This window comes from Bacillus sp. 220_BSPC (assembly GCF_001054655.1).
In the GTDB taxonomy this organism is placed as follows: Bacteria; Bacillota; Bacilli; order Bacillales; family DSM-1321; genus Peribacillus; species Peribacillus frigoritolerans.
On record NZ_JVPL01000152.1, the window covers coordinates 1 to 22,838 of the forward strand.

Annotated in this window: 25 protein-coding genes; 21 read left to right on the forward strand and 4 right to left on the reverse strand. The window is 42.6% G+C overall.

What is annotated here, in order from left to right:
• Window positions 1-488: 488 nt before the first annotated feature.
• The 8 genes from mltG to ADA55_RS09810 all read left to right on the forward strand — a co-directional run bounded on the left by mltG (window position 489) and on the right by ADA55_RS09810 (window position 8,860).
• On the forward strand, window positions 489-1,625 hold the full coding sequence (mltG, locus tag ADA55_RS09775; RefSeq protein WP_375792915.1) for an endolytic transglycosylase MltG: 1,137 nt from the start codon (window positions 489-491) through the stop codon (window positions 1,623-1,625).
• Window positions 1,626-1,883: 258 nt separating this feature from the next.
• Window positions 1,884-2,549, forward strand: a complete 666-nt coding sequence (locus ADA55_RS09780) for an O-methyltransferase (RefSeq protein ID WP_082162835.1) — start codon at window positions 1,884-1,886, stop codon at window positions 2,547-2,549.
• Window positions 2,536-3,465 carry a peptidase U32 family protein gene (locus ADA55_RS09785; protein WP_048682757.1) on the forward strand — a complete coding sequence of 310 codons (930 nt, stop codon included), beginning with the start codon at window positions 2,536-2,538 and terminating at the stop codon, window positions 3,463-3,465. Before ADA55_RS09780 ends, ADA55_RS09785 begins: the two co-directional genes overlap by 14 nt.
• Window positions 3,466-3,497: 32 nt before the next feature.
• Window positions 3,498-4,769, forward strand: a complete 1,272-nt coding sequence (locus ADA55_RS09790; protein WP_048682759.1) for a peptidase U32 family protein — start codon at window positions 3,498-3,500, stop codon at window positions 4,767-4,769.
• A gap of 1 nt (window position 4,770) precedes the next feature.
• Window positions 4,771-5,409, forward strand: coding sequence for a uridine kinase (gene udk / locus ADA55_RS09795; protein ID WP_034308619.1), 639 nt, complete (start codon window positions 4,771-4,773; stop codon window positions 5,407-5,409).
• A 302-nt stretch (window positions 5,410-5,711) separates the two neighbouring features.
• Complete coding sequence (gene greA / locus ADA55_RS09800) at window positions 5,712-6,188, forward strand: transcription elongation factor GreA (RefSeq protein WP_034308617.1); 477 nt, start codon at window positions 5,712-5,714, stop codon at window positions 6,186-6,188.
• A 124-nt stretch (window positions 6,189-6,312) separates the two neighbouring features.
• Complete coding sequence (locus tag ADA55_RS09805) at window positions 6,313-8,064, forward strand: peptidoglycan D,D-transpeptidase FtsI family protein (RefSeq protein ID WP_048682763.1); 1,752 nt, start codon at window positions 6,313-6,315, stop codon at window positions 8,062-8,064.
• A gap of 88 nt (window positions 8,065-8,152) precedes the next feature.
• Entirely contained in the window at window positions 8,153-8,860 is a 708-nt protein-coding gene (locus ADA55_RS09810; protein ID WP_048682766.1) for a YrrS family protein, read from the forward strand.
• A 71-nt stretch (window positions 8,861-8,931) separates the two neighbouring features.
• Here ADA55_RS09810 and ADA55_RS09815 read toward each other — a convergent pair whose 3' ends face one another.
• Entirely contained in the window at window positions 8,932-9,144 is a 213-nt protein-coding gene (locus tag ADA55_RS09815) for a DUF2536 family protein (protein ID WP_048682770.1), read from the reverse strand.
• A 154-nt stretch (window positions 9,145-9,298) separates the two neighbouring features.
• Here ADA55_RS09815 and ADA55_RS09820 point away from each other — a divergent pair, with 154 nt between their 5' ends.
• The 6 genes from ADA55_RS09820 to ADA55_RS28380 all read left to right on the forward strand — a co-directional run bounded on the left by ADA55_RS09820 (window position 9,299) and on the right by ADA55_RS28380 (window position 14,039).
• Window positions 9,299-9,937 carry a class I SAM-dependent DNA methyltransferase gene (locus ADA55_RS09820; protein ID WP_048682774.1) on the forward strand — a complete coding sequence of 213 codons (639 nt, stop codon included), beginning with the start codon at window positions 9,299-9,301 and terminating at the stop codon, window positions 9,935-9,937.
• Window positions 9,938-9,953: 16 nt separating this feature from the next.
• Window positions 9,954-10,649 (forward strand): 5'-methylthioadenosine/S-adenosylhomocysteine nucleosidase, encoded by a 696-nt coding sequence (mtnN, locus tag ADA55_RS09825; RefSeq protein WP_048682777.1) that lies wholly within the window; start codon window positions 9,954-9,956, stop codon window positions 10,647-10,649.
• Between the two features lie 94 nt (window positions 10,650-10,743).
• Window positions 10,744-11,667 carry a PLP-dependent cysteine synthase family protein gene (locus ADA55_RS09830; RefSeq protein ID WP_048682779.1) on the forward strand — a complete coding sequence of 308 codons (924 nt, stop codon included), beginning with the start codon at window positions 10,744-10,746 and terminating at the stop codon, window positions 11,665-11,667.
• A 1-nt stretch (window position 11,668) separates the two neighbouring features.
• Complete coding sequence (locus ADA55_RS09835; protein WP_048682783.1) at window positions 11,669-12,805, forward strand: bifunctional cystathionine gamma-lyase/homocysteine desulfhydrase; 1,137 nt, start codon at window positions 11,669-11,671, stop codon at window positions 12,803-12,805.
• Window positions 12,806-12,918: 113 nt separating this feature from the next.
• Window positions 12,919-13,185, forward strand: coding sequence for a YrhC family protein (locus tag ADA55_RS09840; RefSeq protein WP_048682786.1), 267 nt, complete (start codon window positions 12,919-12,921; stop codon window positions 13,183-13,185).
• Between the two features lie 713 nt (window positions 13,186-13,898).
• Entirely contained in the window at window positions 13,899-14,039 is a 141-nt protein-coding gene (locus ADA55_RS28380; RefSeq protein ID WP_072273247.1) for a YrzI family small protein, read from the forward strand.
• A 283-nt stretch (window positions 14,040-14,322) separates the two neighbouring features.
• Here the strand turns inward: ADA55_RS28380 and ADA55_RS09845 are convergent, their stop codons facing one another.
• Window positions 14,323-14,511 (reverse strand): hypothetical protein, encoded by a 189-nt coding sequence (locus tag ADA55_RS09845; RefSeq protein WP_048682791.1) that lies wholly within the window; start codon window positions 14,509-14,511, stop codon window positions 14,323-14,325.
• A gap of 190 nt (window positions 14,512-14,701) precedes the next feature.
• Here ADA55_RS09845 and sigK point away from each other — a divergent pair, with 190 nt between their 5' ends.
• Together sigK and ADA55_RS09860 are read left to right on the forward strand one after the other, a co-directional pair.
• Window positions 14,702-15,424 carry an RNA polymerase sporulation sigma factor SigK gene (gene sigK / locus ADA55_RS09850; RefSeq protein WP_048682796.1) on the forward strand — a complete coding sequence of 241 codons (723 nt, stop codon included), beginning with the start codon at window positions 14,702-14,704 and terminating at the stop codon, window positions 15,422-15,424.
• Window positions 15,425-16,076: 652 nt separating this feature from the next.
• Window positions 16,077-17,867 carry a M3 family oligoendopeptidase gene (locus tag ADA55_RS09860; RefSeq protein ID WP_048682802.1) on the forward strand — a complete coding sequence of 597 codons (1,791 nt, stop codon included), beginning with the start codon at window positions 16,077-16,079 and terminating at the stop codon, window positions 17,865-17,867.
• Between the two features lie 64 nt (window positions 17,868-17,931).
• On the opposite strand, the gene pssA is transcribed toward ADA55_RS09860, so the two are convergent.
• Window positions 17,932-18,471, reverse strand: coding sequence for a CDP-diacylglycerol--serine O-phosphatidyltransferase (gene pssA, locus ADA55_RS09865; protein ID WP_048682807.1), 540 nt, complete (start codon window positions 18,469-18,471; stop codon window positions 17,932-17,934).
• A gap of 145 nt (window positions 18,472-18,616) precedes the next feature.
• Here pssA and ADA55_RS09870 point away from each other — a divergent pair, with 145 nt between their 5' ends.
• The gene (locus tag ADA55_RS09870; RefSeq protein WP_048682810.1) at window positions 18,617-19,402 is read left to right on the forward strand and encodes a phosphatidylserine decarboxylase; all 786 of its coding nucleotides are present in this window, start codon (window positions 18,617-18,619) and stop codon (window positions 19,400-19,402) included.
• 53 nt (window positions 19,403-19,455) lie between these two features.
• On the opposite strand, the gene ADA55_RS09875 is transcribed toward ADA55_RS09870, so the two are convergent.
• Entirely contained in the window at window positions 19,456-19,596 is a 141-nt protein-coding gene (locus tag ADA55_RS09875) for a sporulation histidine kinase inhibitor Sda (RefSeq protein ID WP_034311351.1), read from the reverse strand.
• 466 nt (window positions 19,597-20,062) lie between these two features.
• Between ADA55_RS09875 and ADA55_RS09880 the strand changes: the two genes are divergently transcribed.
• Genes ADA55_RS09880 through yhbY form a run of 4 tightly spaced genes read left to right on the forward strand, consistent with a single transcriptional unit; the run spans window position 20,063 to window position 22,837 of the window.
• The gene (locus tag ADA55_RS09880; RefSeq protein WP_034308582.1) at window positions 20,063-20,584 is read left to right on the forward strand and encodes a YqeG family HAD IIIA-type phosphatase; all 522 of its coding nucleotides are present in this window, start codon (window positions 20,063-20,065) and stop codon (window positions 20,582-20,584) included.
• A complete protein-coding gene (gene yqeH / locus ADA55_RS09885) occupies window positions 20,581-21,690 on the forward strand; it encodes a ribosome biogenesis GTPase YqeH (RefSeq protein WP_222619913.1) in 1,110 nt (369 codons plus the stop codon). The genes ADA55_RS09880 and yqeH overlap by 4 nt, the downstream gene beginning before the upstream one ends.
• Window positions 21,691-21,710: 20 nt before the next feature.
• The gene (gene aroE / locus ADA55_RS09890) at window positions 21,711-22,553 is read left to right on the forward strand and encodes a shikimate dehydrogenase (protein ID WP_048682814.1); all 843 of its coding nucleotides are present in this window, start codon (window positions 21,711-21,713) and stop codon (window positions 22,551-22,553) included.
• On the forward strand, window positions 22,547-22,837 hold the full coding sequence (yhbY, locus tag ADA55_RS09895) for a ribosome assembly RNA-binding protein YhbY (protein WP_034308574.1): 291 nt from the start codon (window positions 22,547-22,549) through the stop codon (window positions 22,835-22,837). The genes aroE and yhbY overlap by 7 nt, the downstream gene beginning before the upstream one ends.
• The last annotated feature ends 1 nt before the right edge of the window (window position 22,838 follow it).

Sequence of the window (22,838 nt, forward strand, 5' to 3'; positions counted from 1 at the left end):
GGTACGAGACTCCTGCGGGAAAAGCGCGTCTAGGGGAGACCCCGCAGGCGTAAGCCGAGGAGGCTCCCGGACCGCCCGCGGAAAGCGAGTGCCTGGAACGGAAATCAACGTCTAAATTGTACAAGCTATAAAATTGACTGTAGGCAATCCGAACTCCTGCGGGAAAAGCGTGTCTAGGGGAGACCCCGCAGGTGTAGCCGAGGAGAGGCTCCCGGACCGCCTGCGGAAAGCGAGTGCCTGGAGCGGAAATCAAAATACCCTCAAAAAAACTTTAGACAAAGATATCACTATTTTCCTATTAAATAATACCTGTATATTGACGAAAGTAGTGCATTTTTACCATAAATAGAGTATTGATGAATGTTGTTTTGCAAAAAACATGTAATTATTTGTTGATTTTAGTATAATGTTCGAAGCAAAGATTAATTAGAGAAAGCATCATCTAGAAACCATTCTGTAGTTGGTGTGAGTTTGCAGGGGGAATGAACATGGATGAAAAAGATAAAAATCTATCTAAAAAGGAACATATCCGAATGAAATTGTTAGAACAGCAAGGAGAAGCCAAGCTGGTTCGTAAAATCATCATGATTACGATCGCTTCGCTTATTTTACTAATTGGGATAGTTGGTCTTGTGGGCTTTTTATATATCAACTCAGCCATGAAACCAGTCGATCCGGATGATGACACCATCAAGAAAGTGAAAATCCCAATCGGTTCATCCGTTAACGGAATTTCAACACTGCTTGAAGAGCAGGGAATAATCAAGGACGCACGCGTATTCAAATATTATATTAAATTCCGCAATGAATCCGGTTTTCAGGCAGGGGAGTATAAATTATCACCTTCCATGCCGATTGAAGATATCGTCACAAGCATCAAAACCGGAAAACTCATGAAGGAAGCGGCAATGAAGATAACGATTCCTGAAGGAAAGCAGCTTATACAAATTGCCGATATCATAGCAGGGAAGACGGGTGAAGATCCGAAAAAGGTCTTTAAGAAATTGAATGATAAGAAGTTCGTTAATTCCATGCAAGAGCAATTCCCGCAGCTATTGACCTCGGAAATTGAAAATGAAAAGGTTTTATATCCGCTTGAAGGGTACCTTTTCCCAGCTACTTATGATTTTTATGAGGAAAAGCCGACCCTGGAATCGATCGTCATCGAGATGCTGAAGAAAACGGAAGAGACATTGCAGGCTTACGAGAGCCAAATGGACAAGAACGATTATTCCGTACACGAGATGCTGACCTTCGCTTCGCTTGTCGAAGAAGAGGCGACGGCACAAGTCGATCGCGGAAAGATAGCTTCCGTCTTTTACAATCGTATTGAGGAAGATATGCCGCTTCAAACGGATCCGACCGTCTTGTATGCGAAGGGTTCACATAAGAGCAGGGTGTATTATAAAGACCTTGAGGTGAAATCCCCTTATAATACGTATAAGAACAAGGGGCTGCCACCAGGGCCGATTGCAAATGCCGGAACGACATCGATCGATGCGGTGCTGAAACCTGAGAAAACGGATTACCTGTACTTTTTGGCAACACCTGAAGGGGAAGTCCTTTACTCCAAGACCTTGGATGACCACAATAATAAAAAGGCAGAGCATATTTCCAATAAATAAATAAAAAAATGCAAGGACACAGAGGGGGGAGAGATATTACTTTCCCCTTGTTTTTATGATAGAATAGTACAAGTGAATTTTTGATCCGATTCTTATCGGTGACGTAACTCGGCGAATGCCGGGTTTTATTTTGAAAGATAAGGAAATGTAGATCGTCAAGCATACTTGTTTCAGCTCCTTGTGAAGAAATTGTTCAATCAATTTTTTTCATGTTACTGACCAAGCGCTTTTGTTTTCCTTATAAATGGAGGAAACGTTTTGAACGGAAAAATAGAACAATATCTTCATTCCTTAATTCCGGAGCGTACGGGTTTGCTTAAGGAGTTGGAAGATTTTGCGATGGAAAATAATGTGCCGATCATGGAGCCCGAAGGAATTGAAGTGCTGCTTCAGATTTTAAGGCTTCATCAGCCAAAGGCGATATTGGAAGTAGGTTCGGCAATTGGCTATTCGGCCATAAGGATGGCTGAGACCCTTCCGGAAGCTCGAATCGTCACACTTGAACGGAATGAAGCCCGTATTGAGCAGGCAAGGGCTAACTTCAAGAAGGCGGGACTGTCGGAAAGGATCACCCTCATTGAAGGGGATGCCCTTGAAGCGGGACCGAAAGTGATGGAGCATGGCCCGTTCGATATCATCTTCGTTGATGCAGCTAAAGGGCAGTACAAGCGATTCTTTGAACTGTTTGAACCATTCCTTGCTGATGCTGGCATTATCATTACTGACAATGTTTTATTCAAAGGCTTGGTTGCCGAAAACATTGAAGAAATGGAAATGACGAGAAGAAAGCGAGCTCTTATCAAAAAAATCAGAGACTTTAACATCTGGTTACATGACCATCCCCATTTCGATACCGTAATTTTGCCGATTGGTGATGGTGTGGCCATCAGTAAACATAGAGGTGACAAAAATGAAAAAGCCTGAATTACTCGTGACTCCGACAAGTGTCGATCATATAACAGAACTCATCGATGCTGGCGCTGACGCCTTCGTCATTGGCGAACAACGTTATGCGTTAAGGCTGGCAGGGGAGTTCAATCGTGAAGATGTAGAGAAGGCGATTGAGCTTGCACATGCTGCGGGCAAGAAAGTGTACGTATCCATGAACGCCATTTTTCATAATGAAAAAGTGGACGAGCTTGAAGGGTATGTTACATTCCTTAAAGAGGCTGGTGCCGACCGGATCATTTTCGGTGATCCCGCGGTCTTGATGGCTGTCCGTGCCGTGGCACCTGATATGCCCCTGCACTGGAATACGGAGATGACGGTAACGAACTGGTACACATGTAATTACTGGGGAAAACGCGGTGCTGTCCGCGCCGTTGCTGCCCGTGAGATAAGTCTGGACGAGATCGTGGAAATGAAGGAAAATGCCGAAGTGGAGATTGAAGTGCAAGTGCATGGCATGACATGCATGTTCCAATCGAAGCGTACGCTCCTAGGTAATTACTTTGAATACCAAGGCAAGGCATTGGAAGTGGAAAATCGGAAGGAACAAAGAAATATGTTCTTGCATGATAAGGAACGCGAAAATAAATACCCGATTTATGAAGATGAAAATGGTACTCATATCATGAGTCCGAATGATATGTGCATGATTGATGAACTTCAGGAATTGATTGAAGCGGAAATTGATTCACTGAAAATCGAAGGGTTACTGCAAACACCGGAATATGTCATTGAAATGACAAAGTTATATCGGGAAGCGATTGACGTATGTGCTGAAGACCCTGACCGCTATGAGGATATCAAATCGGAACTTTTTGAAAAAGTCAAAGCGGTTCAGCCGGATAACCGTGAGTTGGATACCGGGTTCTTCTTTAAAGAATCGGTTTATTAAAGAAAAGGGTAAGAGAAAGAGGAGGAATAGCCTTGAATGCTATTGCTGATAAAATTTCCAAGATCGTTGATGGAAAGAGAGTCATTGTAAAAAAACCGGAATTGCTGGCTCCGGCCGGCAACCTGGAAAAATTAAAAATTGCCGTCCATTACGGCGCGGATGCCGTGTTCATTGGCGGTCAGGAATATGGTCTTCGTTCCAATGCCGGTAACTTCACGTTTGAGGAAATGAAGGAAGGCGTCGAATTCGCTAATAAGTATGGTGCCAAAGTATATGTAACTACAAATATCTTCGCACATAATGAAAATATCGATGGTCTGGATGAATACCTGGAAGGTCTTCAGGAAGCAGGGGTTCATGGTATCATCGTCGCCGATCCATTAATCATCGAAACCTGTAAAAGGGTCGCTCCGAAAGTCGAGATCCATTTAAGCACACAGCAATCGCTATCGAACTGGAAGGCTGTTCAGTATTGGAAAGAGGAAGGCTTGGAGCGTGTTGTTTTGGCACGTGAGACGAGTGCTGATGAAATCCGTGAAATGAAGGAGAAGGTCGATATCGAAATCGAGGCTTTCGTTCATGGGGCCATGTGCATTGCCTATTCCGGACGCTGCACCCTTTCGAACCATATGACGGCGCGTGATTCGAACCGGGGCGGCTGCTGTCAGTCTTGCCGTTGGGATTATGATTTATATGAGTTGGATCAAGATGGGGAAAAGGCTTTATTCGATAAAGAAGATGCTCCATTCGCAATGAGTCCAAAAGACTTGAAACTGATTGAATCACTGCCTGGCATGATTGAAATTGGCATAGACAGCTTAAAAGTCGAAGGAAGAATGAAATCGATTCATTATATTGCAACGGTTGTCAGCGTGTACCGTAAAGTGATTGATGCGTATTGTGCCGATCCTGACAATTTCAAAATTAAACAAGAATGGCTGGAAGAGCTTGATAAGTGTGCGAACCGTGAGACGGCATCATCGTTCATGGAAGGGGAAATTCCTGGGTATAAACAGCAAATGTTCGGGAATCATACCGTAAAGACTCGCTTCGACTTCGCAGGATTGGTGCTTGATTACAACGAGGAAACTAAAATCGTCACCATGCAGCAACGTAATTTCTTCAAGCCTGGGGATGAAGTGGAATTTTTTGGACCGGAAATCGAAAACTTCACTCAAAAAATCGGTACGATCTGGGATGAGTCAGGTAAGGAGCTGGAGGCAGCCCGCCATCCGCTTCAAATTGTCCGCATTCAAGTAGATAATAGAGTTTATGTGAACAATATGATGCGGAAGGAGAAATGATATGACAAGAAAGAAACCAGTGGTCATCGGAGTTACCGGAGGGTCGGGATCAGGTAAAACAAGTGTTACCCGTTCCATTTTTGAATTCTTCCAAGGACATTCCATCTTGATGATCGAACAAGATTATTACTATAAAGATCAAAGTCATCTGCCTTTTGAAGAGCGCCTGAAAACGAACTATGATCATCCGCTTGCATTTGATAACGATTTGCTAATCGATCACATTAACGCTTTGCTGCGCTATGAAACGATAGAAAAACCCGTTTATGATTATTCGATCCATACGCGTTCGGAAGAAGTCATCACAGTTGAGCCCCAGGATGTCATCATCCTTGAAGGGATTCTTGTACTGGAGGATGAGCGCCTCCGAGACCTGATGGATATGAAGCTATATGTCGATACGGACGCAGACCTGCGGATCCTTCGCCGGATGACCCGTGATATTAAAGAACGCGGCCGTTCCATAGATTCCGTCATCGAACAATACATCAGTGTCGTCCGTCCGATGCATAATCAGTTCATAGAACCGACGAAGCGTTATGCCGACATCATCATACCAGAAGGCGGTCAGAACCATGTGGCGATTGACCTTATGGTGACAAAAATTCAAACAATCCTTGAACAAAAGTCTTTTTTGTAATAACATAGCATAAATAATGATAGGTGCCATTTTCCTCCGTTTATTTAAAAATCCCATTTATTTAATGGGAAAGACTGGACAAATGTTGGAAAACGCAATACTCTATTCTTGATACAGAACGAACCGGCTGCTCACCGCAGTCGGTTTATATACTAAGGAACGGATTGTTTCTTAGTATCGAAGCGCGACTTTTTAAGTCGCGCAATTATATATTTTGACTCGATTTAGGGTTAAGCACGATATAGTACATAAACTTGTCACAGCGAATGCTTGCTGTAAAGAATTTGAAGGAGTGAAGGGTTTTGGCAATTGAAAAAGAGTATCCAATGACTAAAGAAGGTAAGTTAAAGCTTGAACAGGAACTGGAACAGTTAAAAACGGTTAAACGTAAAGAAGTGGTGGAAAGAATCAAAATCGCCCGCAGTTTTGGGGACCTTTCCGAGAACTCAGAATACGATTCCGCAAAAGAAGAGCAGGCTTTCGTTGAAGGACGTATTACAACAATCGAAAACATGATCCGCAATGCAAAAATCATTGAAGGCAATGATTCGAATACAGATACAGTTTCACTTGGAAAATCGGTAACATTCGTGGAACTTCCAAATGGTGATGAAGAAACATATTCCATCGTAGGAAGCGTTGAAGCGGACCCATTCGAAGGAAAAATCTCCAATGATTCCCCGATTGCGAAAAGCCTGATAGGGAAAAGGGTCGGCGACAAGGTATCGATCATGACACCTGGCGGCGAAATGAGCGTCAAGATTGTATCCATCGACTAAATAAAATGCAAAAGGGGATGTCCATCGGGGCATCCTCTTTTTTATGGAAAAGTGCCGCGTTAAATTTGTTCATAATTGTTTAAAAATTCGCACCTCGTCAACAATGGTTACCGAGGTGTATTTTATGAAAAAGAAACGAATGAGGTTGCTGGCTCTTTTTTTGACCGCTTTCATGCTGATGCTCATAGGCAGGCTTGCCTACATCCAACTTGTATCGACAGAATCTTTTTCAAAGCATGATGTGAACCTGTTGGAAGCAAGCGTGAATCAACGTTCACAGATATTAAAGATTGATGATGGACGCGGAAAGTTCTATGACAGAAATGGAGAACCGCTAGCACATGAAGAAATCCCGACACTCGTCCTTTTTCCATTTTTGAAAAAAATGACATGGCCCATAGATGATGTGGCTTCGATAATAGGAAAATCGGAAGCGGAGTTAAAACGGGCGATAGAAGAGGCGGATGAACCATTCGTATTTGGCGGGGATGAACCGATAGAGTTGACGTCCAGCCAATCGAAGGCAATCAATGAATTGAAGATTCCCGGGGTCTTTGCCGTGAATGAGAAATTATATCATGATCAAACGCCTGCAGCACAATTGATCGGAACGACGAACATATCTGATGCGGAAAAGAAAAAACGTTATCCGGACATGAATTTATCTCCTGAAACGAAAATAGGCAATACGGGACTGCAAAGGACCTTCGATGAGTTCTTGCTTTCCGCTGGGGAATCGAAGCTCGTTTTTCACGTGGACGCCAGCGGTGGACCAATGTTCGGTGTCGATGTTAAATATGTGGAACCTGCAAATCCGCTTTACCCGGTGAAGGTCATGACGACGATCGATAAAGAAATTCAGGAGAAAGCGGAGAAGCTAGTCGATGAACGCGGGATAAAAAAAGGCGGTCTCGTATTGATCGATATCGAAAAAAGTGAAATCGTCGCCATGGTATCACGTCCGGCGCTTAATATAAAAGATCCGAATGGCGAAGGGGCCGTCAATATGATGCTGACTCAAAAAACGCCGGGTTCCGTCTTTAAAACGGTCACGGCAGCAGCGGCCATCGATTATGAAGCGGCCAGCCCAACCCGGACATTTAATTGTAATTTGACGATAGACGGCAAAACGGATAAACAGAGGGAACTGGGCGTACTTAATTTTGAAAATAGCTTTGCCCAAAGCTGTAATAGGACGTTTGCCGAATTGTCACAGGAAATAGCCGAGAAGGATCCGGACTTTTTGGACAAATATGCAAAAATGTTAGGGCTGGTTGGTGAAACGGGCTGGCAAGGGGACGTATATCACACGGAAGTCACTCAGCTGCATCATGAGCAAACAGGAAAGGTCTGGCATGATGACGATTTAAAAAAAGATCCCAAAATGGTTGCCAAAACGGCAATTGGCCAGCAGGATGTCCAAACGACGCCGCTCGCGATCGCGAATATGATGGCAACGATTGCCCGCGGCGGCAAGAAGGAACAGGTCAAAGCCGTTTCCAAGGTCGAATTCAACAATAGTACGACCGTAGTCGATTTTCCCAATCAAAGTATTGGCGGGGAGACACTGTCTCCATATACGACGATGAAGATGCAGCATCTTCTTAGGAAGGTCGTGACGGAAGAGAAAGGGACGGGTGCTTCTTTGAGAGATTTGCCTGTGGAAGTCGCCGGCAAGTCCGGGACAGCTCAGACCAATATCGAAAAAGGGGAGCTTAATAAATGGTTTGCGGGCTACTTTCCATATAAAGATCCCAAATATGCTCTTGTTACCGTAAGTTTTGAAACGAAGGAAAACAGTTCCAGCATGACGCCTCTTTTTTCAGATATTGTAAAAGTCCTGTACTCGAAGGACCAGGACAATATCGAGAATTGACGAAAAGTGTAGGAAACCCTTCCCTTCTATCTCTGGCTAAATCATGTTAAAATGAGGCAGTAAGAAATGGTAAGGGGAGGAATGGACCTTGGGCTCACGTTTCAATCAGAGAGATCAAAAAAGAAAAGTAAATAAAATATATAATATTGCAATCACCATCGTTTCCATTTTAATCGTCATTGTCGCAGTCTCGATTTTCTTAAGTGATGATGGCACCGATTCAAAAAAAGCCACGACTGAACCAAAGCAAGTCGCCGAGACAGAAAAAGGCAAAGTAGTGGACAAACCTTCTGGCAAAGAGGAAGAAACGGATTCAGAGAAGGAAGACGCAGTAGGTGATAGTGAAGCAACAGAAGAAGATGCCGAAAAAGAAGATAGTAAAGCAACAGAGGAAGATGCAGAAGAGAAGGCTGAAGATGATGCAGATCCAGAAAAGGCAGGAGATGCCGAACTTGTGGAAGTGGAAGGCAGCGGCGATGGCAATGTTGCGTCTACATATACAAGTGAGAGCTGGAAACCAGTAGGAACGGAGCAATCCGGGGAGCACACTACCAGCTTCGAAAAGGGCTCGGTCGATTGGAATGAAATGAGTAAAGCGATAGCAAGCGGAGCTGGAATCGATGAAGGCAACATGAAGCTATGGTGGCTGCAAAACGGCGGTTCGCCGACCACGGCAATCGGTACGGTTTCTGAAGGAGACAACCCTAAAACCTTCCGGGTTTATATTGAATGGGTGGACGGATCAGGTTGGAAACCTGTAAAGGTCGAAGAGCTGAAGACAAACGATAAAAGGTAATGTTCAGAAAAAATGTATAAACGAAAAAACCCCCGAAAGGAATTCCGCTTTTCGGGGGTTTTTCATGGTGATCATTTTTTAGCTTTAAAGTGGACGACTGCACTATAAAAACGTCTGCCTTCTTCACTTACATACATTTGGTGTGACACGGATTCCACCTGGAGCATGATCGCTTTATTGATTTCAATTTGTGATTGGATTTTTTCTTCAAGATTCTTGATGCTTTCTGCCTCGAAAAATTCTATTTTATCTTCGAATAAGTTTAAGTCGAGTTGAAAACTCATGACTGTTCCCCTCCAACATTCAGATACTGTTAGTTTACCACCATTTTGTCCGAATCTGAACCTAATGAATTTGCCTAAAAACAAGAACTGTTTCTCTGTTTATTTCATATTATGCTTATAGGTTTTATTATCTTATTATAAAAGGTGATTAAAAATGGGCAGAGAATTTATCGATTTATTTGAAGAATGGTCGAAATCGTATGATGATACGGTTGGTGGACACGATATTGAGTATCAAGAGGTTTTTAAACATTATGATGGCATATTGGACAGCGTCACAGATCGGGCTTTTGGTCATGTGCTGGAGTTCGGAGTGGGTACCGGGAATTTGACGGAAAGACTTTTGAAGAAGGGCCTAAAGGTATCGGGAATAGAACCTTCACCTGCGATGAGGGAAATAGCGGTAAGCAAGCTGAGCGGAAAAACGGAAATTGTAGATGGAGATTTTATTGATTTTCCGAAGCCGGACCAGGTTGATTCGATCGTGAGTACGTACGCGTTTCATCATTTAACCGATGAAGAAAAAGAAAAAGCGATAGCCAACTATGGAAAGTTACTGAATACTGGTGGTAAAATAGTGTTTGCTGATACAATGTATCAATCAAAGGAAGCGCATGAACGAGCGATTCAAGATGCAAGGCAGGCAGGCTTTCATAATTTGGCGAACGATTTGCAAACGGAATATTATACTACGATTCCTTTTTTGGAAAAAGTGCTTGAAGCAAATGGATATAAAGTGAACTTCGAGCGCTGCAATCAATTCGTCTGGATCATGGAGGCGGAAAAATTATAGGAAGAGGTTTTTACTAATGAAGGTAGCCATAATCGGAGCAATGGAAGAAGAAGTTACGATTTTACGTGATAAATTGGAAGGGTTGGAGCAGGTGACCATTGCCGGTTCCGAGTTCAATACAGGCACACTGAATGGTATCGAGGTCATTTTACTTAAATCGGGTATCGGTAAAGTGAATGCGGCAATGTCCACTGCAATCCTGTTAGAAAAATTCAAACCGGATGCAGTCATCAATACTGGCTCTGCCGGCGGTTATCATCCAGAACTGAATGTAGGGGATGTGGTCATATCCACGGAAGTGCGGCACCATGATGTCGATGTGACGATTTTTGGATATGAATACGGTCAAGTCCCTCAGCTGCCTGCAGCTTTCACACCGGATGAAAAGCTTTTTGCAATCGCAGAAGAAGCAGCAAAAGAAATCGAGGATATACAAGTGGCGAAAGGATTGATCGTGACGGGGGATTCTTTCATGAATGATCCTGACAGGGTTGAATTCGTCAGAGGGAAATTCTCTGATTTATACGCGGTGGAAATGGAAGCGGCAGCCATTGCACAGGTAGCCTTCCAATTCAAAACACCGTTTGTCATCATTCGTTCCCTTTCGGATATCGCAGGTAAGGAGTCCAATATTTCCTTTGATAAATTCCTGGAAACTGCGGCTCTTCATTCAGCGGCACTGATTTTGAAAATGGTTGAAAAAATGAAATGAATGGTAAGTGATCAGCGGAAGCTTTTCTGCTGATCATTCTTTATTGCATAATCCTCATTAAATTGGTAGGATAACTATGAAAGGATGTCCGAATATGAAAGTCTTTAAAAACATTCATGAGCTGATAGGGGAAACGCCGATGATGGAAATCACCCATTTCCCGCTTCCGGATGAAGTCCGTATCTTTGCCAAACTGGAATACTTCAATCCGGGAGGCAGTGTGAAGGACCGGCTTGGTCAAGAACTGTTAGCCAAAGCGCTGCAGACAGGGAAGGTGAAAAAGGGCGGTACGATCATCGAACCGACTGCCGGGAATACCGGGATTGGCTTGGCGTTGGCTGCGATAAACAGTGGAGTGGACGTGATATTTTGCGTTCCGGAGAAATTCAGTACCGAGAAACAGGAATTGATGCGTGCCCTTGGAGCGAATGTGATCCAAACCCCGACAGAGGAAGGGATGACAGGAGCAATCGCCAAGGCTAAGGCGCTGCTGGCTGAAATACCGGGATCATATTGTCCCCAGCAGTTCGCCAACCCATCCAATCCTGATGCCTATTATAAAACACTGGGACCTGAAATATGGGAACAGATGGAAGGCGATGTGGATGTGTTTGTTGCCGGTGCCGGGACGGGCGGGACATTCATGGGAACATCGCGATATTTGAAAGAAAAGAACGCTGCTGTCAAAACGGTCATTGTCGAACCAGAAGGATCGATTTTAAACGGCGGAAAAGCCGGACCCCATAAAACAGAGGGGATCGGAATGGAATTCTTACCTGCCTATATGGATGAAACGTATTTTGACCAAATCCATACGATAAGCGATCATGACGCTTTCGATATGGTAAAGGAATTGGCGATTAAAGAAGGCCTTCTTGTCGGCAGTTCTTCAGGTGCGGCATTTGCAGCGGCCATGAAAGAAGCGGCCAAGGCTTCCCCGGGGGCGAATATCGTCGTCATATTTCCGGATTCAAGTGAACGTTACTTAAGTAAAAAAATTTATCAGGGAGGAATGTAAAATGAGAAAAAAAACACAATTGATCCATGGCGGCATTTTTGGTGATGAACAAACAGGGGCGGTTTCGGTGCCGATTTATCAAGTGAGCACCTATAAACAGGATGGTCCGGGAAATCATCGGGGCTATGAATATTCCCGTACAGGCAACCCGACCCGCCATGCCCTCGAAGAATTGATCAAGGATCTCGAGGAAGGAAAAAGAGGTTTCGCCTTCGGATCAGGAATGGCAGCGATGACTGCGGTTATGATGCTGTTCAGTCATGGTGATCATGTATTGATGACAGATGATGTTTATGGAGGTTCTTTCCGGGTCATCACTAAAGTGCTTAACCGCTTCGGGGTGGAAGCTACTTTCATTAATACGAGTGACATACACTCGATCGAAAAAGAGATAAAGGACAATACGAAAGCACTGTTCATTGAAACTCCGACGAATCCATTATTGAAAATCACCGATTTGGAACAAGTATCAAAAATAGCTAAAGAAAACGGCATCCTCACCATTGTGGACAATACCTTCAGTACGCCATACTGGCAAAATCCGCTTTCACTTGGAGCCGATATCGTGCTTCATAGCGCAACGAAGTATCTGGGGGGACACAGCGATGTTGTAGCGGGTCTTGTCGTGGTGAATGATGAAAAGATTGGCAATGACCTTCATTTCATCCAAAACTCCACAGGAGGCGTGCTAGGGCCCCAGGATTCATGGTTGCTGATGCGGGGCATTAAAACGCTGGGAATCAGGATGGAAGAACATGAAAAAAATACATCTCAAATCGTTCGTTTCCTATCCGGGCATGAAGGCGTTTCGAAAATCTATTACCCAGGTCTTGAAAACCACCCAAATCATGATATTGCAAAAAAACAATCGCGTGGATTCGGCGGTATGGTTTCATTTGATGTCGGGAGTGCGGAAAAGGCCGAGTCCGTTTTGAACAAAGTGAGATACTTTACACTTGCGGAAAGTCTGGGGGCAGTGGAGAGCTTGATTTCCATTCCGGCTTTGATGACACACGCTTCCATTCCGGCTGAGCGTCGTGCAGAACTTGGGATAACGGATGGGTTGATTCGTATTTCAGTAGGTCTGGAAGATGTTGAAGACTTATTGGAAGACTTGGAACAAGCGCTGCAAGGATAATCGTTTAGGGACCGCTTCATAGCTGACTGCCATTATTTACACCCTGTCATTTGGAATAAATATGGTAGAATGAGATATCGATATCTTATTAGCTTGAAAGAAGGTGGAATGGCATGAAAAACCGCAAAAAACAAACGGCTGCAATGCTGCGTTCGAAAATGGTGGATTTTAAACAATTTGCGATCACTTTGTTATGTGTGGGTTCGTTCTTCTATATAGGAACCATCCTTCCCACTGGCGACAAAGCGATGATTGGCACATATGTCTATATGGGAGCGACAATCATGTTCCTGGGCATATCCATAGTATTTTTCTCATTATCAAAAAAATATAAGAAGATCTTGGCCGAAATGGATGACCAGGACACTTTACAACAATAGAAGCAAACCTTAGTTTAGACAAAGGGGTTTTATCTAAATTTCAAAACAAAGTCGATTGGAACGGAAGGTGCGAGACTCCTGCGGGAAAAGCGCGCCGAGGGAGACCCCGCAGGCGCAAAAGCGCCGAGGGCGGACCGCCCGCGGAAAGCGAGTGCCTGAAGAGGAAATCGACGTTCGAGATTTTACAAACCCTCATTAAATCTGTAGACAAACTCGAGTTTGTCTACAGTCTGTCCTGATTCTTTTAAAGAATCAGGTTTTTTATTTTTCTAGTGTTGTATCCCATTAAGGGGCAGATTTAACATACCAATTACCTCCTTTAGGTAATAATAGCTCATGAAAATGGGTAGAAAGATTGAAATTTTCAAATAAATAGGCAAAAGCCGTTTACAAATATCGAATTTGTGGATATACTTACCAAGTAATAAAAAATATTCCAAAGGAGGTCGAAGAAAATGACATTGTATCTACATGGAGTCGTCGCAATCAGCCGGTCCGTTTCAAATGACAATCACATAACATTCGACCTGTGCCAAGCGGAATATTTCTAAAGCAATTTGGCTTTATTAATCATTCAGACATAGCGGCCGCAGGGAGAAGTGTTTTATCCTGCGGTCTTTTTATATTCTCTAAAAAAGCCCGCAGGAGGACGTAACTTTCTGCGGCCTTTTTATGCCTTTTTGTTGGGCCGCTCCCTTAAAGGAGGTGATATTATGACACTGAATATGCTTTTTTTCACAATCACGATTAAAATGAAAAAAATGACTGCCGAGGAATGTTTGCAACAGGAGAGAATCCACAAGATTCGAGAAGAACATCTAGATAAAGCGATGAAGCATCGTCCTTTTTTCTAAAAACATATGAGGTAGGTATTCCGTTCATAAAAAATTAAAGAAAGGTGGAGGTTAATATGTTTAACTTGTTTTACGTAAAAGGAGAGAAGCGTTGCTATTGGCAGGAGAAGGATACCGGCTAACGGATTTGCCGGTGCATGGGCAGCATTGTCATGGTTTGTATGTATTGAAGAGATGTTGATCAAGATGTTCATGACGCTGATCAACTCGAAACGGCAACGTTAGATATAAATAGGTAAAATGGGAAAACTCGGCCCTCGGGCCGAGTTTTTCTTTGCCTGAATCAGCAGCACGGACCTGATCCTCCATAACCAAATCCACATCCCGGCAACCACCAAAACCCGAAAATGAGCAATAAAATCAGGAGGACAATAAACAGGCCATAACCAAAGCCGTAACCAGACCCTGCATAACAAGGCGCAGGAGCCGGATAACCATAGCTGCATCCGTATGGTCCGTAGTTATATCCCATCGAAAAAACCCCCTTTCCCTAAAAAATTCCCTATCATTATATGAACATTTGCCTTCGTTCGTTTGTGAATTCATCCAGGCTGGTTTGAACATTTAACACTTTCGTGATTTCTTTTGGTGGGACAGACACGAACAAGCCCACCGTTGCATAGGTATGAATAGGGAAACCAAAGAAACGGGGGATGAAGCCAATGCCCGGAATACTTACAGTTGTCGGTTATATTATCAAAGAATTTTACTTATTTGTTTCCTATGTGAAAAACAATGCTTTTCCCCAGCCCTTGTCATCTCAGGATGAAAAGAGATATCTGAAGCTTATGAGTGAAGGGGACGGTGATGCCCGCAACATCCTGATTGAACATAATCTCAGGCTTGTTGCCCATATCGTCAAGAAATTCGAGAATACGGGCGAGGATACAGAGGATTTGATTTCGATTGGGACTATTGGTTTGATAAAGGCCATTGAGAGTTATTCGGATGGTAAGGGTACGAAGCTTGCCACATATGCGGCGCGATGCATTGAGAATGAGATCTTGATGCATTTACGTGCGACAAAGAAAACGAAGAAAGATATTTCCCTGCATGATCCGATCGGTCAGGATAAAGAAGGTAATGAAATCAGTTTAATCGATGTACTGAAATCGGAATCGGAAGATGTCATCGATACGATTCAGCTCAATATGGAAATTGAAAAAGTGAAAAAGTATATTGATATTTTGGATGAACGCGAAAAGGAAGTCATTGTAGGCAGGTTTGGACTGGATTTGAAAAAGGAGAAAACCCAGAGGGAAATCGCTAAAGAGCTTGGCATTTCCCGCAGTTATGTATCAAGGATCGAAAAACGTGCTTTGATGAAGATGTTCCATGAATTTTACAGGGCAGAAAAAGAGAAGGAAAAGAAAGCTAAAGGATAGGAATGGTAAACAAAGAGAGTGCGGGGAAATCCCCCGCACTCTTTTTTTAATATTTATTTCTGATCAAATCCGTAAATGCATGATAAATCTCGATTCCCTGAAAAAGGAACAGACGTGAAGCGGTTAAAGAAAAGACCCCTATCATAATTAGTCGAAACCACATATGAATCACTCCTCCATTTTATTTTTTATAAAATGTCAGAGCGTGAGGCTACGTAATTCGCCTGATAAAAAACGGGACTGAGATATCGCCGTCGAAGATTCGAGTGAAAATAAAGAAAGCCCAAAATGGAAAATTCGAAAATGAGTATTACGATAAGTGACTGCCATGAACTAAAGGACGGCACGAAAGGCTGTTTCTTGTCGGCCTTATCCCAATGGTGAACATCGGTATGTTCTTCAATGGTTAGCTGCTGTGCATGATGGTGGAACTGTACGGGCAGTGTCCAGAGGAGCAGGATGATGGCAGACATGTGAATAAAGAATTTCATATGAATCAACCACCCCTTTCCCAAGAATATATTCATCATAACATGCTTTTAATCTGGGATATAGAAAAATGTTCTGAAAGATACTGAAAATTCCTTTTAGTTAGAAAAATATTGAATGAACCTCTATAATGGGGTTAGTGATAAAAAGGGGGCAATGCGGGATGGGATATTCTATGACATGGGATTTGGATATCTTTTTTAAAGGAGGAAGCTCTTCAAATGAGTTCCTGACTTTTTTAGATGAAATCAACGAAGAGGTAAAAGAATTAGACCGACTTGTAAGCAATATCAATCCAGAAGGAAATGATGAAAGCAGTTTAATCCAGGCATTTGATCTTTATAAAAATACAAATATGAAATCTTCGCAGGCAAGTGCTTTCATTGGATGCCTGGAAGCTCAAAATGCGCAGGATAAAAAGGCTGGTCAGCTGCGGATCAAACAAATGAAGATAGTCGCTTCACTAAAAATGGTGTTAAGCAAGCTGGATGAAAAGTTGATACAGCATGATGATGCATTTTTTGAAAAAATCCTCGAAAAAGAACCATTGAATGAATTGAAATTCGTATTGAATGAACGTCGGGAAAAGGCAAAGGAAAAGCTTTCCGTGAAGGAAGAAGCATTGATCACCCAATTGGCCATGGACGGTTTCGAAGGTTGGAGCCAAATGTATGATACGATCGTCGGTTCAATGACCATCCCTTATAAGGGTGAAAAGCTTTCTGTAGGCCAAGCGGCGAATAAATTTTCCGATCCTGATGAAAGGGCCCGGAAAGAATTATTTACTGCGTGGGAACAGGCTTGGGAGGAAAAAAGTGACCTGTTTGCCCGGACTTTGAACCACTTGGCTGGCTTCCGTCTCAGTGTGAATGAAAAAAGGGGCTGGGATGATATTTTGAAAGAGCCTCTTGAAATAGGAAGGATGAAAAAAGAAACCCTCGAAAGCATGTGGAATGTAATTGCCGATCATAAAGAGCCGCTTGTGAGGTTTTTAAAAAGGAAAGCGGAGTTACTGGATTTGGATAAATTAAGTTGGGCGGATTTGGATGCACCGCTCGCTGTTACGGCAGAATCCAAAGTAATGGATTATCAAGAAGGTGCAGACTTCATCATCCAACAATTCGCTAAGTTCGGCTCTCAATTAGCGAACTTCACCCAAAAAGCTTTTGAAGACAGCTGGATTGAAGCTGAGGACAGACCAGGTAAGAGACCAGGCGGTTTTTGCACCGGCTTTCCATTAAATAAGCAGTCAAGAATTTTCATGACGTATTCGGGCACACCGTCCAATGTATCGACATTGGCTCATGAATTGGGTCATGCATTCCATTCTTATGCGATGAGGGATATCCATCCATTGAATCGGTCATATGCAATGAATGTGGCGGAAACCGCCTCCACTTTTGCTGAAATGGTCGTAGCGGATGCAGCTGTTAAGGAAGCAGCCAGTGAGGAAGAAAAACTGGTGCTTTTAGAAGATAAAATTCAGCGTTCCGTGGCATTATTGATGAATATCCATGCCCGCTACTTATTCGAAACTAGGTTTTATGACGAGAGGAAGCAAGGATATGTCAGTGCCGAACGGTTGAATGAACTGATGGTCGATGCACAAAAAGAAGCTTATGGCGATGCTTTAAGTGATTATAATCCAACGTTCTGGGCTTCAAAGCTCCATTTTTATATTACAGGTGTACCATTTTATAATTTTCCGTACACATTCGGTTACTTATTCTCATTAGGCATATACGCGAATGCCCTGAAAGAACCTGCAGGTTTCGAAGAAAAATATATCGCTCTATTAAAGGATACCGGTTCCATGAAGGTCGAGGATTTGGCGGAGAAACATTTAGGCGTCGATTTAAAGACCCGGGATTTTTGGGAAGAAGCGGTCAATGCCTGTATGGAGGATGTAGAAGAATTCATGCGTTTGACCGACCCATTAGTCCGAAAAGCATAAGATGGGTTTAGGCTGGAATAGGAACAAAAAAGCGGATGTCCGGTTTAGGACATCCGCTTTCTTATTAAACTTTCTTCAGTTTAAATGGACTGACCATAAGTAATGATAATATAATCATGAGGGATAAGAAAAAGACCGGATGGAAATACGGGATGGCTAGATAACTTAAAGTAGCGATGCAGCCCGCAACCGTAATGGGCACTCCTGTAAAATATCCATTGCTTTCACTTATATTGAAGCGGGCGAGACGAAACGCGCCACAGCCAATATAGAAAACCGTGAAGAGTGTGCCAGGTGCTCCGAATTCTATCAATATTCCTTGGTATAATAATAGAGCCGGTGCGACGCCAAAGGATATGATGTCACACATGGAATCAAGTTGCTTACCCAATTCCGATTCAATGTTGAATTTCCGTGCAACCATACCGTCAAAGCGATCTGCAAGGGCAGCCAGGAAAATTAAAAGCAAGCTTAAATTCAATTGGCCGTTCATCACGGCAATTATCGCAAATCCACCAAGGGATAAATTAATTAAGGTAAGTATATTTGCTGTTTGTGCTTTCACTTTTTTAATGGTTTGATCTAGGGCGTGTAATAAAAACATCTTTTCACTCCTTTCAAATGAAACAAATTAAAACAAAATATAGTAAACATAAGTATTTATTATATAATAATATTTTATTTAATACAATTTATGCAAGGGAATTTTAGAATAATTTTACAATTTTACAATTTGGAGTGGTTATATTTTGTTTCAGTCTTTGTATCGCGTTCTTATTGAACTGACGAATGGTCAGTATTCATCAGGTTTATTAAAGCACTTTAGCCAATCTCGTTGGAGCAGGCCCTTAATTTTACTATATGTAAAAACATTCAACCTTAATCAACAGGAATTTGGTAAGGAGTTAAAAGCATATACCAATTTGCACGAGTTATTTACAAGGCAGTTAAAGGCTGACGCGAGGCCAATTACGGCAGTTCCGTCTGCGGTAGCTTGTCCCGTGGACGGTGTACTTGAGGACTCAGGGGAGATACGCGCTGATAAAAAGATCGTCGTTAAGGGAAAGGTATATTCAATGGAGGAAATGCTCGGGGATGAGCTTTTATTGGAAAAGTACTTAGGCGGCAAATATCTCGTGTTATACTTAAGCCCGAGTCATTACCATAGGATCCATGCGCCCATCAAGGGTTCCGTGGTCAAACGATGGACGCTTGGAAGGAAATCATACCCCGTTAATAAATGGGGGATGAAATATGGAAAAGAGCCTTTATCAAAAAATTACCGGACAATAACTGAACTTCAAAATGAGGCGGGAAATCTGGCAATGGTGAAAGTCGGGGCCATGTTCATAAATTCGATCGTCATTACAGATGATTCGGATGAATTGGAAAAAGGGCAGGAGTTTTCTTATTTCAGCTTTGGGTCCACAGTTGTGCTTCTTTTTGAAAAAGGAAGTTTTGAACTTGAAGGAAACATATCCATTCCCGCAGATGTCCGTGTAGGTGAAACAATTGGATTCATGAGAGCGGTCTAACTTCAAAATGAAAATAAGAGGCTGACATTTGATGTCAGCCTATGTATTTCATATTAAAATATGGATCGGATTTTATGTGTTAGGGACCTTCGATGAATTTCCGTTTCTATGAGGCGGATGAAATCGGTACTCAACTTTAAATTCTGTGCTTTAAAATAGGATTCAAGCAACAGGTCATCAGATAGTTTTTGCATCAGAACGCCACTTAAGGGCTGCTCACCTCCAGTAGGAATTGCGAGGAATAATTTGGTGTTTACTTGCATATATTGATAAGTCTTCCTTGATGTACCCCTACTGTATCAGAAATAAACGTGGAGAACAATCGTTCTGTTATCCACAGATAAAAGTGGATAACCTGTGGTTAAGTTGTTTGCAAAGTGAACGAAATGGTGCCCATCAGTATGGAAAATGTTAGTAAAGTTATCCACAGGTTGAATAAATGAAATTTTTGTCGAAATCTTTTATGAATAATTAGTTCTTTGGTTCTGGTCTGCCTGCAAATTTCCCATTATTTAATGAAAAATGCCTTTCCATATCAGAAAACATACATTATGATGTTTCTTTACCGTCAGCCATTCTTTCCTAATTTTTTTTGAAAGTGGGCTGAAAATTCGATATGATGGAAACGGTAAATTTTAATGAAAATATAGAGGTGCCAATATGCTTAAATTATTTTTGCCGAGTGAACATGTTAAAAGCATTTTTAATATAGATCCTCAAGAATTGAAAAAAAGAGGGATTAAGGGCGTCATTACCGATTTGGATAATACTCTCGTTGAATGGGACAGGCCGACTGCCACCCCCGATTTAATCAAATGGTTCGACAATATGCGGGATCATGGGATTTTAGTGACGATTGTGTCCAATAATAATGAAAATCGGGTTCGGGCTTTTTCCGATCCGCTTCACATTCCGTTTATCTTCCAGGCCAGAAAACCGATGGCAAGGGCTTTCCATAAAGCCCGTAAGACAATGGGGTTGAAATTAGAAGAAACGGTGGTAATCGGCGATCAGTTATTGACGGATGTATTGGGAGGGAACAGAGGCGGGTTTCATACGATCTTAGTGGTCCCTGTCGCACAGACCGACGAATTCAGAACAAGGATCAATCGTTATTTTGAAAGAAAGATCATGGCGTTTTTTAAACGAAAAGGAATGATAGAATGGGAGGATCACAATTGAACAATCATCAAGAATTAGTGTGCATCGGCTGCGGTGTGAAGGTCCAGACTGAAGATCCGAAGGAGTTGGGCTTTGCCCCTAAATCGGCTCTGGAAAAAGAGAGCATCGTTTGTCAGCGCTGCTTTAAATTGAAACATTATAACGAAGTTCAGGATGTATCCTTAACAGACGATGACTTCTTGAAAATCTTGAATAAAGTAGGCGAAACCGACTCTTTAATCGTCAAAATCGTCGATATTTTTGATTTCAATGGAAGCTGGCTGCCTGGCCTTCATCGATTTGTAGGAAGAAATGATGTTCTTCTGATCGGAAATAAGGTCGATTTATTGCCTAAATCGGTAAAACCGAACAAGTTGATCAATTGGATGAAGCAATCGTCCAAGGAATTGGGTCTTAACCCGATCGATGTCCTGCTTGTCAGTGCGGAAAAGGGAAAGCACATACTTGAAGCGGCGGATGCGATCGAGCGGTATCGCAGAGGAAAAGATGTCTATGTGGTGGGCTGTACGAATGTAGGGAAATCGACTTTCATCAACCGTCTTATAAAAGAAGTGAGCGGTGAAAGTGATATCATCACGACTTCCCACTTCCCTGGAACTACCTTGGATATGATTGAAATTCCTTTGGATGATGAACAGGCATTGATCGATACACCTGGAATCATTAATCATCATCAAATGGCTCACTATGTGGACAAACGGGACTTCAAGGTGATTATGCCGAAAAAGGAAATCAAGCCGAGAGTGTACCAACTGAATGAAGGGCAGACGTTATTTTTCGGAGGGTTGGCCAGGTTGGACTATGTCTCAGGCGGAAGACGTTCATTGACTTGCTACCTTTCGAACGAATTGAATATTCACCGTACGAAACTGGAAAATGCCGATGAATTGTATAAAAACCATGCCGGGGAATTACTGACTCCCCCAAGGCCGGAACAAATCGAGGAGTTTCCGAAGCTGATTCCACATGAATTTTCCTTGAAAGATGGTAAAATGGATATTGTGTTTTCTGGTCTTGGCTGGGTGACGGTCAATGAGCCAGGGGCTAAAATCGTTGCACATGTTCCAAAGGGCGTCAATGTGATCGTTCGCAAATCATTAATCTAAATATAGGGGTCGTCTAGTCTATGAAAAAGATATATGGGGTAATGGGAGATCCAATTGCACATTCGATGTCACCGGACATTCATAATGATGCATTTGAAAAAGAAAATATAGAAGCGGTTTATCACCATTTTCATGTGACGAAAGAAGGTTTGAACGATGCCGTGAAAGGCATGAAAGCCCTTGGTATAGTAGGGTTTAACATCACGATCCCTCATAAGACTTCAATCATCCCTTTCCTTGATGAAGTGGATGAACTGGCCCTGGCAATCGGGGCTGTAAATACGGTTGTTAACAAAAATGGTCGGTTTATAGGGTATAATACAGACGGAAAAGGATTTTTTAAATCTTTATGCGATGAAATATCAGGTGACATCAAGGCTAAAAAAACGTTAGTGATCGGAGCGGGCGGTGCTGCGCGTGCGATTTATTTTACCCTCGTGAAAGAAGGGGTAAAGCAAGTTGATATTGCAAACCGGACAAAGGAAAGAGCGGCCCAGCTTGTTTCTGATTGCCCTTATGATAAAGTATCGAAGGCACTCTCGATTATCGAAGCGGAAGAAAGCTTATCACAATATGATTTAATCATCCAAACGACTTCTTCTGGAATGAGTCCTGAACTGGATCATTCGCCGTTAAAGGTCGACCAGCTTAAAACCGGTGCAATTGTCAGTGATATCATCTATAACCCTCTGCAAACCAAGCTGCTGCGTGAAGCTGGGGAAAAAGGGGCGGAAACGCAAAATGGTCTGGGAATGTTCATCAACCAGGCTGCGCTTGCATTTGAGATATGGACAGGCATTATGCCGGATACAGCAAGAATGACAGATATTGTCTTGAACAAACTAGGAGGTAACACATGTTAACAGGAAAACAAAAAAGATTTTTACGATCAAAGGCCCATCACCTCAATCCAATTTTTCAAGTTGGTAAAGGCGGAGTCAATGATAATCTCATCAAGCAAATTGGTGAGGCGCTTGAAGTACGTGAATTAATCAAGGTAAGCATCCTGCAAAACTGTGAAGAGGACCGCAATGATGTAGGGCTTACTTTATCAAAAGGTGCACGGGCGGAATTGGTTCAGATTATCGGCAACACAATTGTGCTGTATAAAGAATCAAAAGAAAACAAACAACTTAAATTACCTTAAG

Excerpts from the sequence above, each read along its gene's own strand:
- mltG (WP_375792915.1), top strand. The coding sequence starts at position 489 with ATGGATGAAAAAGATAAAAATCTATCTAAAAAGGAACATATCCGAATG.
- ADA55_RS09785 (WP_048682757.1), top strand. The coding sequence starts at position 2,536 with ATGAAAAAGCCTGAATTACTCGTGACTCCGACAAGTGTCGATCATATA.
- udk (WP_034308619.1), top strand. The coding sequence starts at position 4,771 with ATGACAAGAAAGAAACCAGTGGTCATCGGAGTTACCGGAGGGTCGGGA.
- ADA55_RS09805 (WP_048682763.1), top strand. The coding sequence starts at position 6,313 with ATGAAAAAGAAACGAATGAGGTTGCTGGCTCTTTTTTTGACCGCTTTC.
- ADA55_RS09815 (WP_048682770.1), bottom strand. The coding sequence starts at position 9,144 with ATGAGTTTTCAACTCGACTTAAACTTATTCGAAGATAAAATAGAATTT.
- ADA55_RS09820 (WP_048682774.1), top strand. The coding sequence starts at position 9,299 with ATGGGCAGAGAATTTATCGATTTATTTGAAGAATGGTCGAAATCGTAT.
- mtnN (WP_048682777.1), top strand. The coding sequence starts at position 9,954 with ATGAAGGTAGCCATAATCGGAGCAATGGAAGAAGAAGTTACGATTTTA.
- ADA55_RS09830 (WP_048682779.1), top strand. The coding sequence starts at position 10,744 with ATGAAAGTCTTTAAAAACATTCATGAGCTGATAGGGGAAACGCCGATG.
- ADA55_RS09835 (WP_048682783.1), top strand. The coding sequence starts at position 11,669 with ATGAGAAAAAAAACACAATTGATCCATGGCGGCATTTTTGGTGATGAA.
- ADA55_RS09840 (WP_048682786.1), top strand. The coding sequence starts at position 12,919 with ATGAAAAACCGCAAAAAACAAACGGCTGCAATGCTGCGTTCGAAAATG.
- ADA55_RS28380 (WP_072273247.1), top strand. The coding sequence starts at position 13,899 with ATGACACTGAATATGCTTTTTTTCACAATCACGATTAAAATGAAAAAA.
- ADA55_RS09845 (WP_048682791.1), bottom strand. The coding sequence starts at position 14,511 with ATGGGATATAACTACGGACCATACGGATGCAGCTATGGTTATCCGGCT.
- sigK (WP_048682796.1), top strand. The coding sequence starts at position 14,702 with ATGCCCGGAATACTTACAGTTGTCGGTTATATTATCAAAGAATTTTAC.
- ADA55_RS09860 (WP_048682802.1), top strand. The coding sequence starts at position 16,077 with ATGGGATATTCTATGACATGGGATTTGGATATCTTTTTTAAAGGAGGA.
- pssA (WP_048682807.1), bottom strand. The coding sequence starts at position 18,471 with ATGTTTTTATTACACGCCCTAGATCAAACCATTAAAAAAGTGAAAGCA.
- ADA55_RS09875 (WP_034311351.1), bottom strand. The coding sequence starts at position 19,596 with ATGCAAAAACTATCTGATGACCTGTTGCTTGAATCCTATTTTAAAGCA.
- ADA55_RS09880 (WP_034308582.1), top strand. The coding sequence starts at position 20,063 with ATGCTTAAATTATTTTTGCCGAGTGAACATGTTAAAAGCATTTTTAAT.
- aroE (WP_048682814.1), top strand. The coding sequence starts at position 21,711 with ATGAAAAAGATATATGGGGTAATGGGAGATCCAATTGCACATTCGATG.
- yhbY (WP_034308574.1), top strand. The coding sequence starts at position 22,547 with ATGTTAACAGGAAAACAAAAAAGATTTTTACGATCAAAGGCCCATCAC.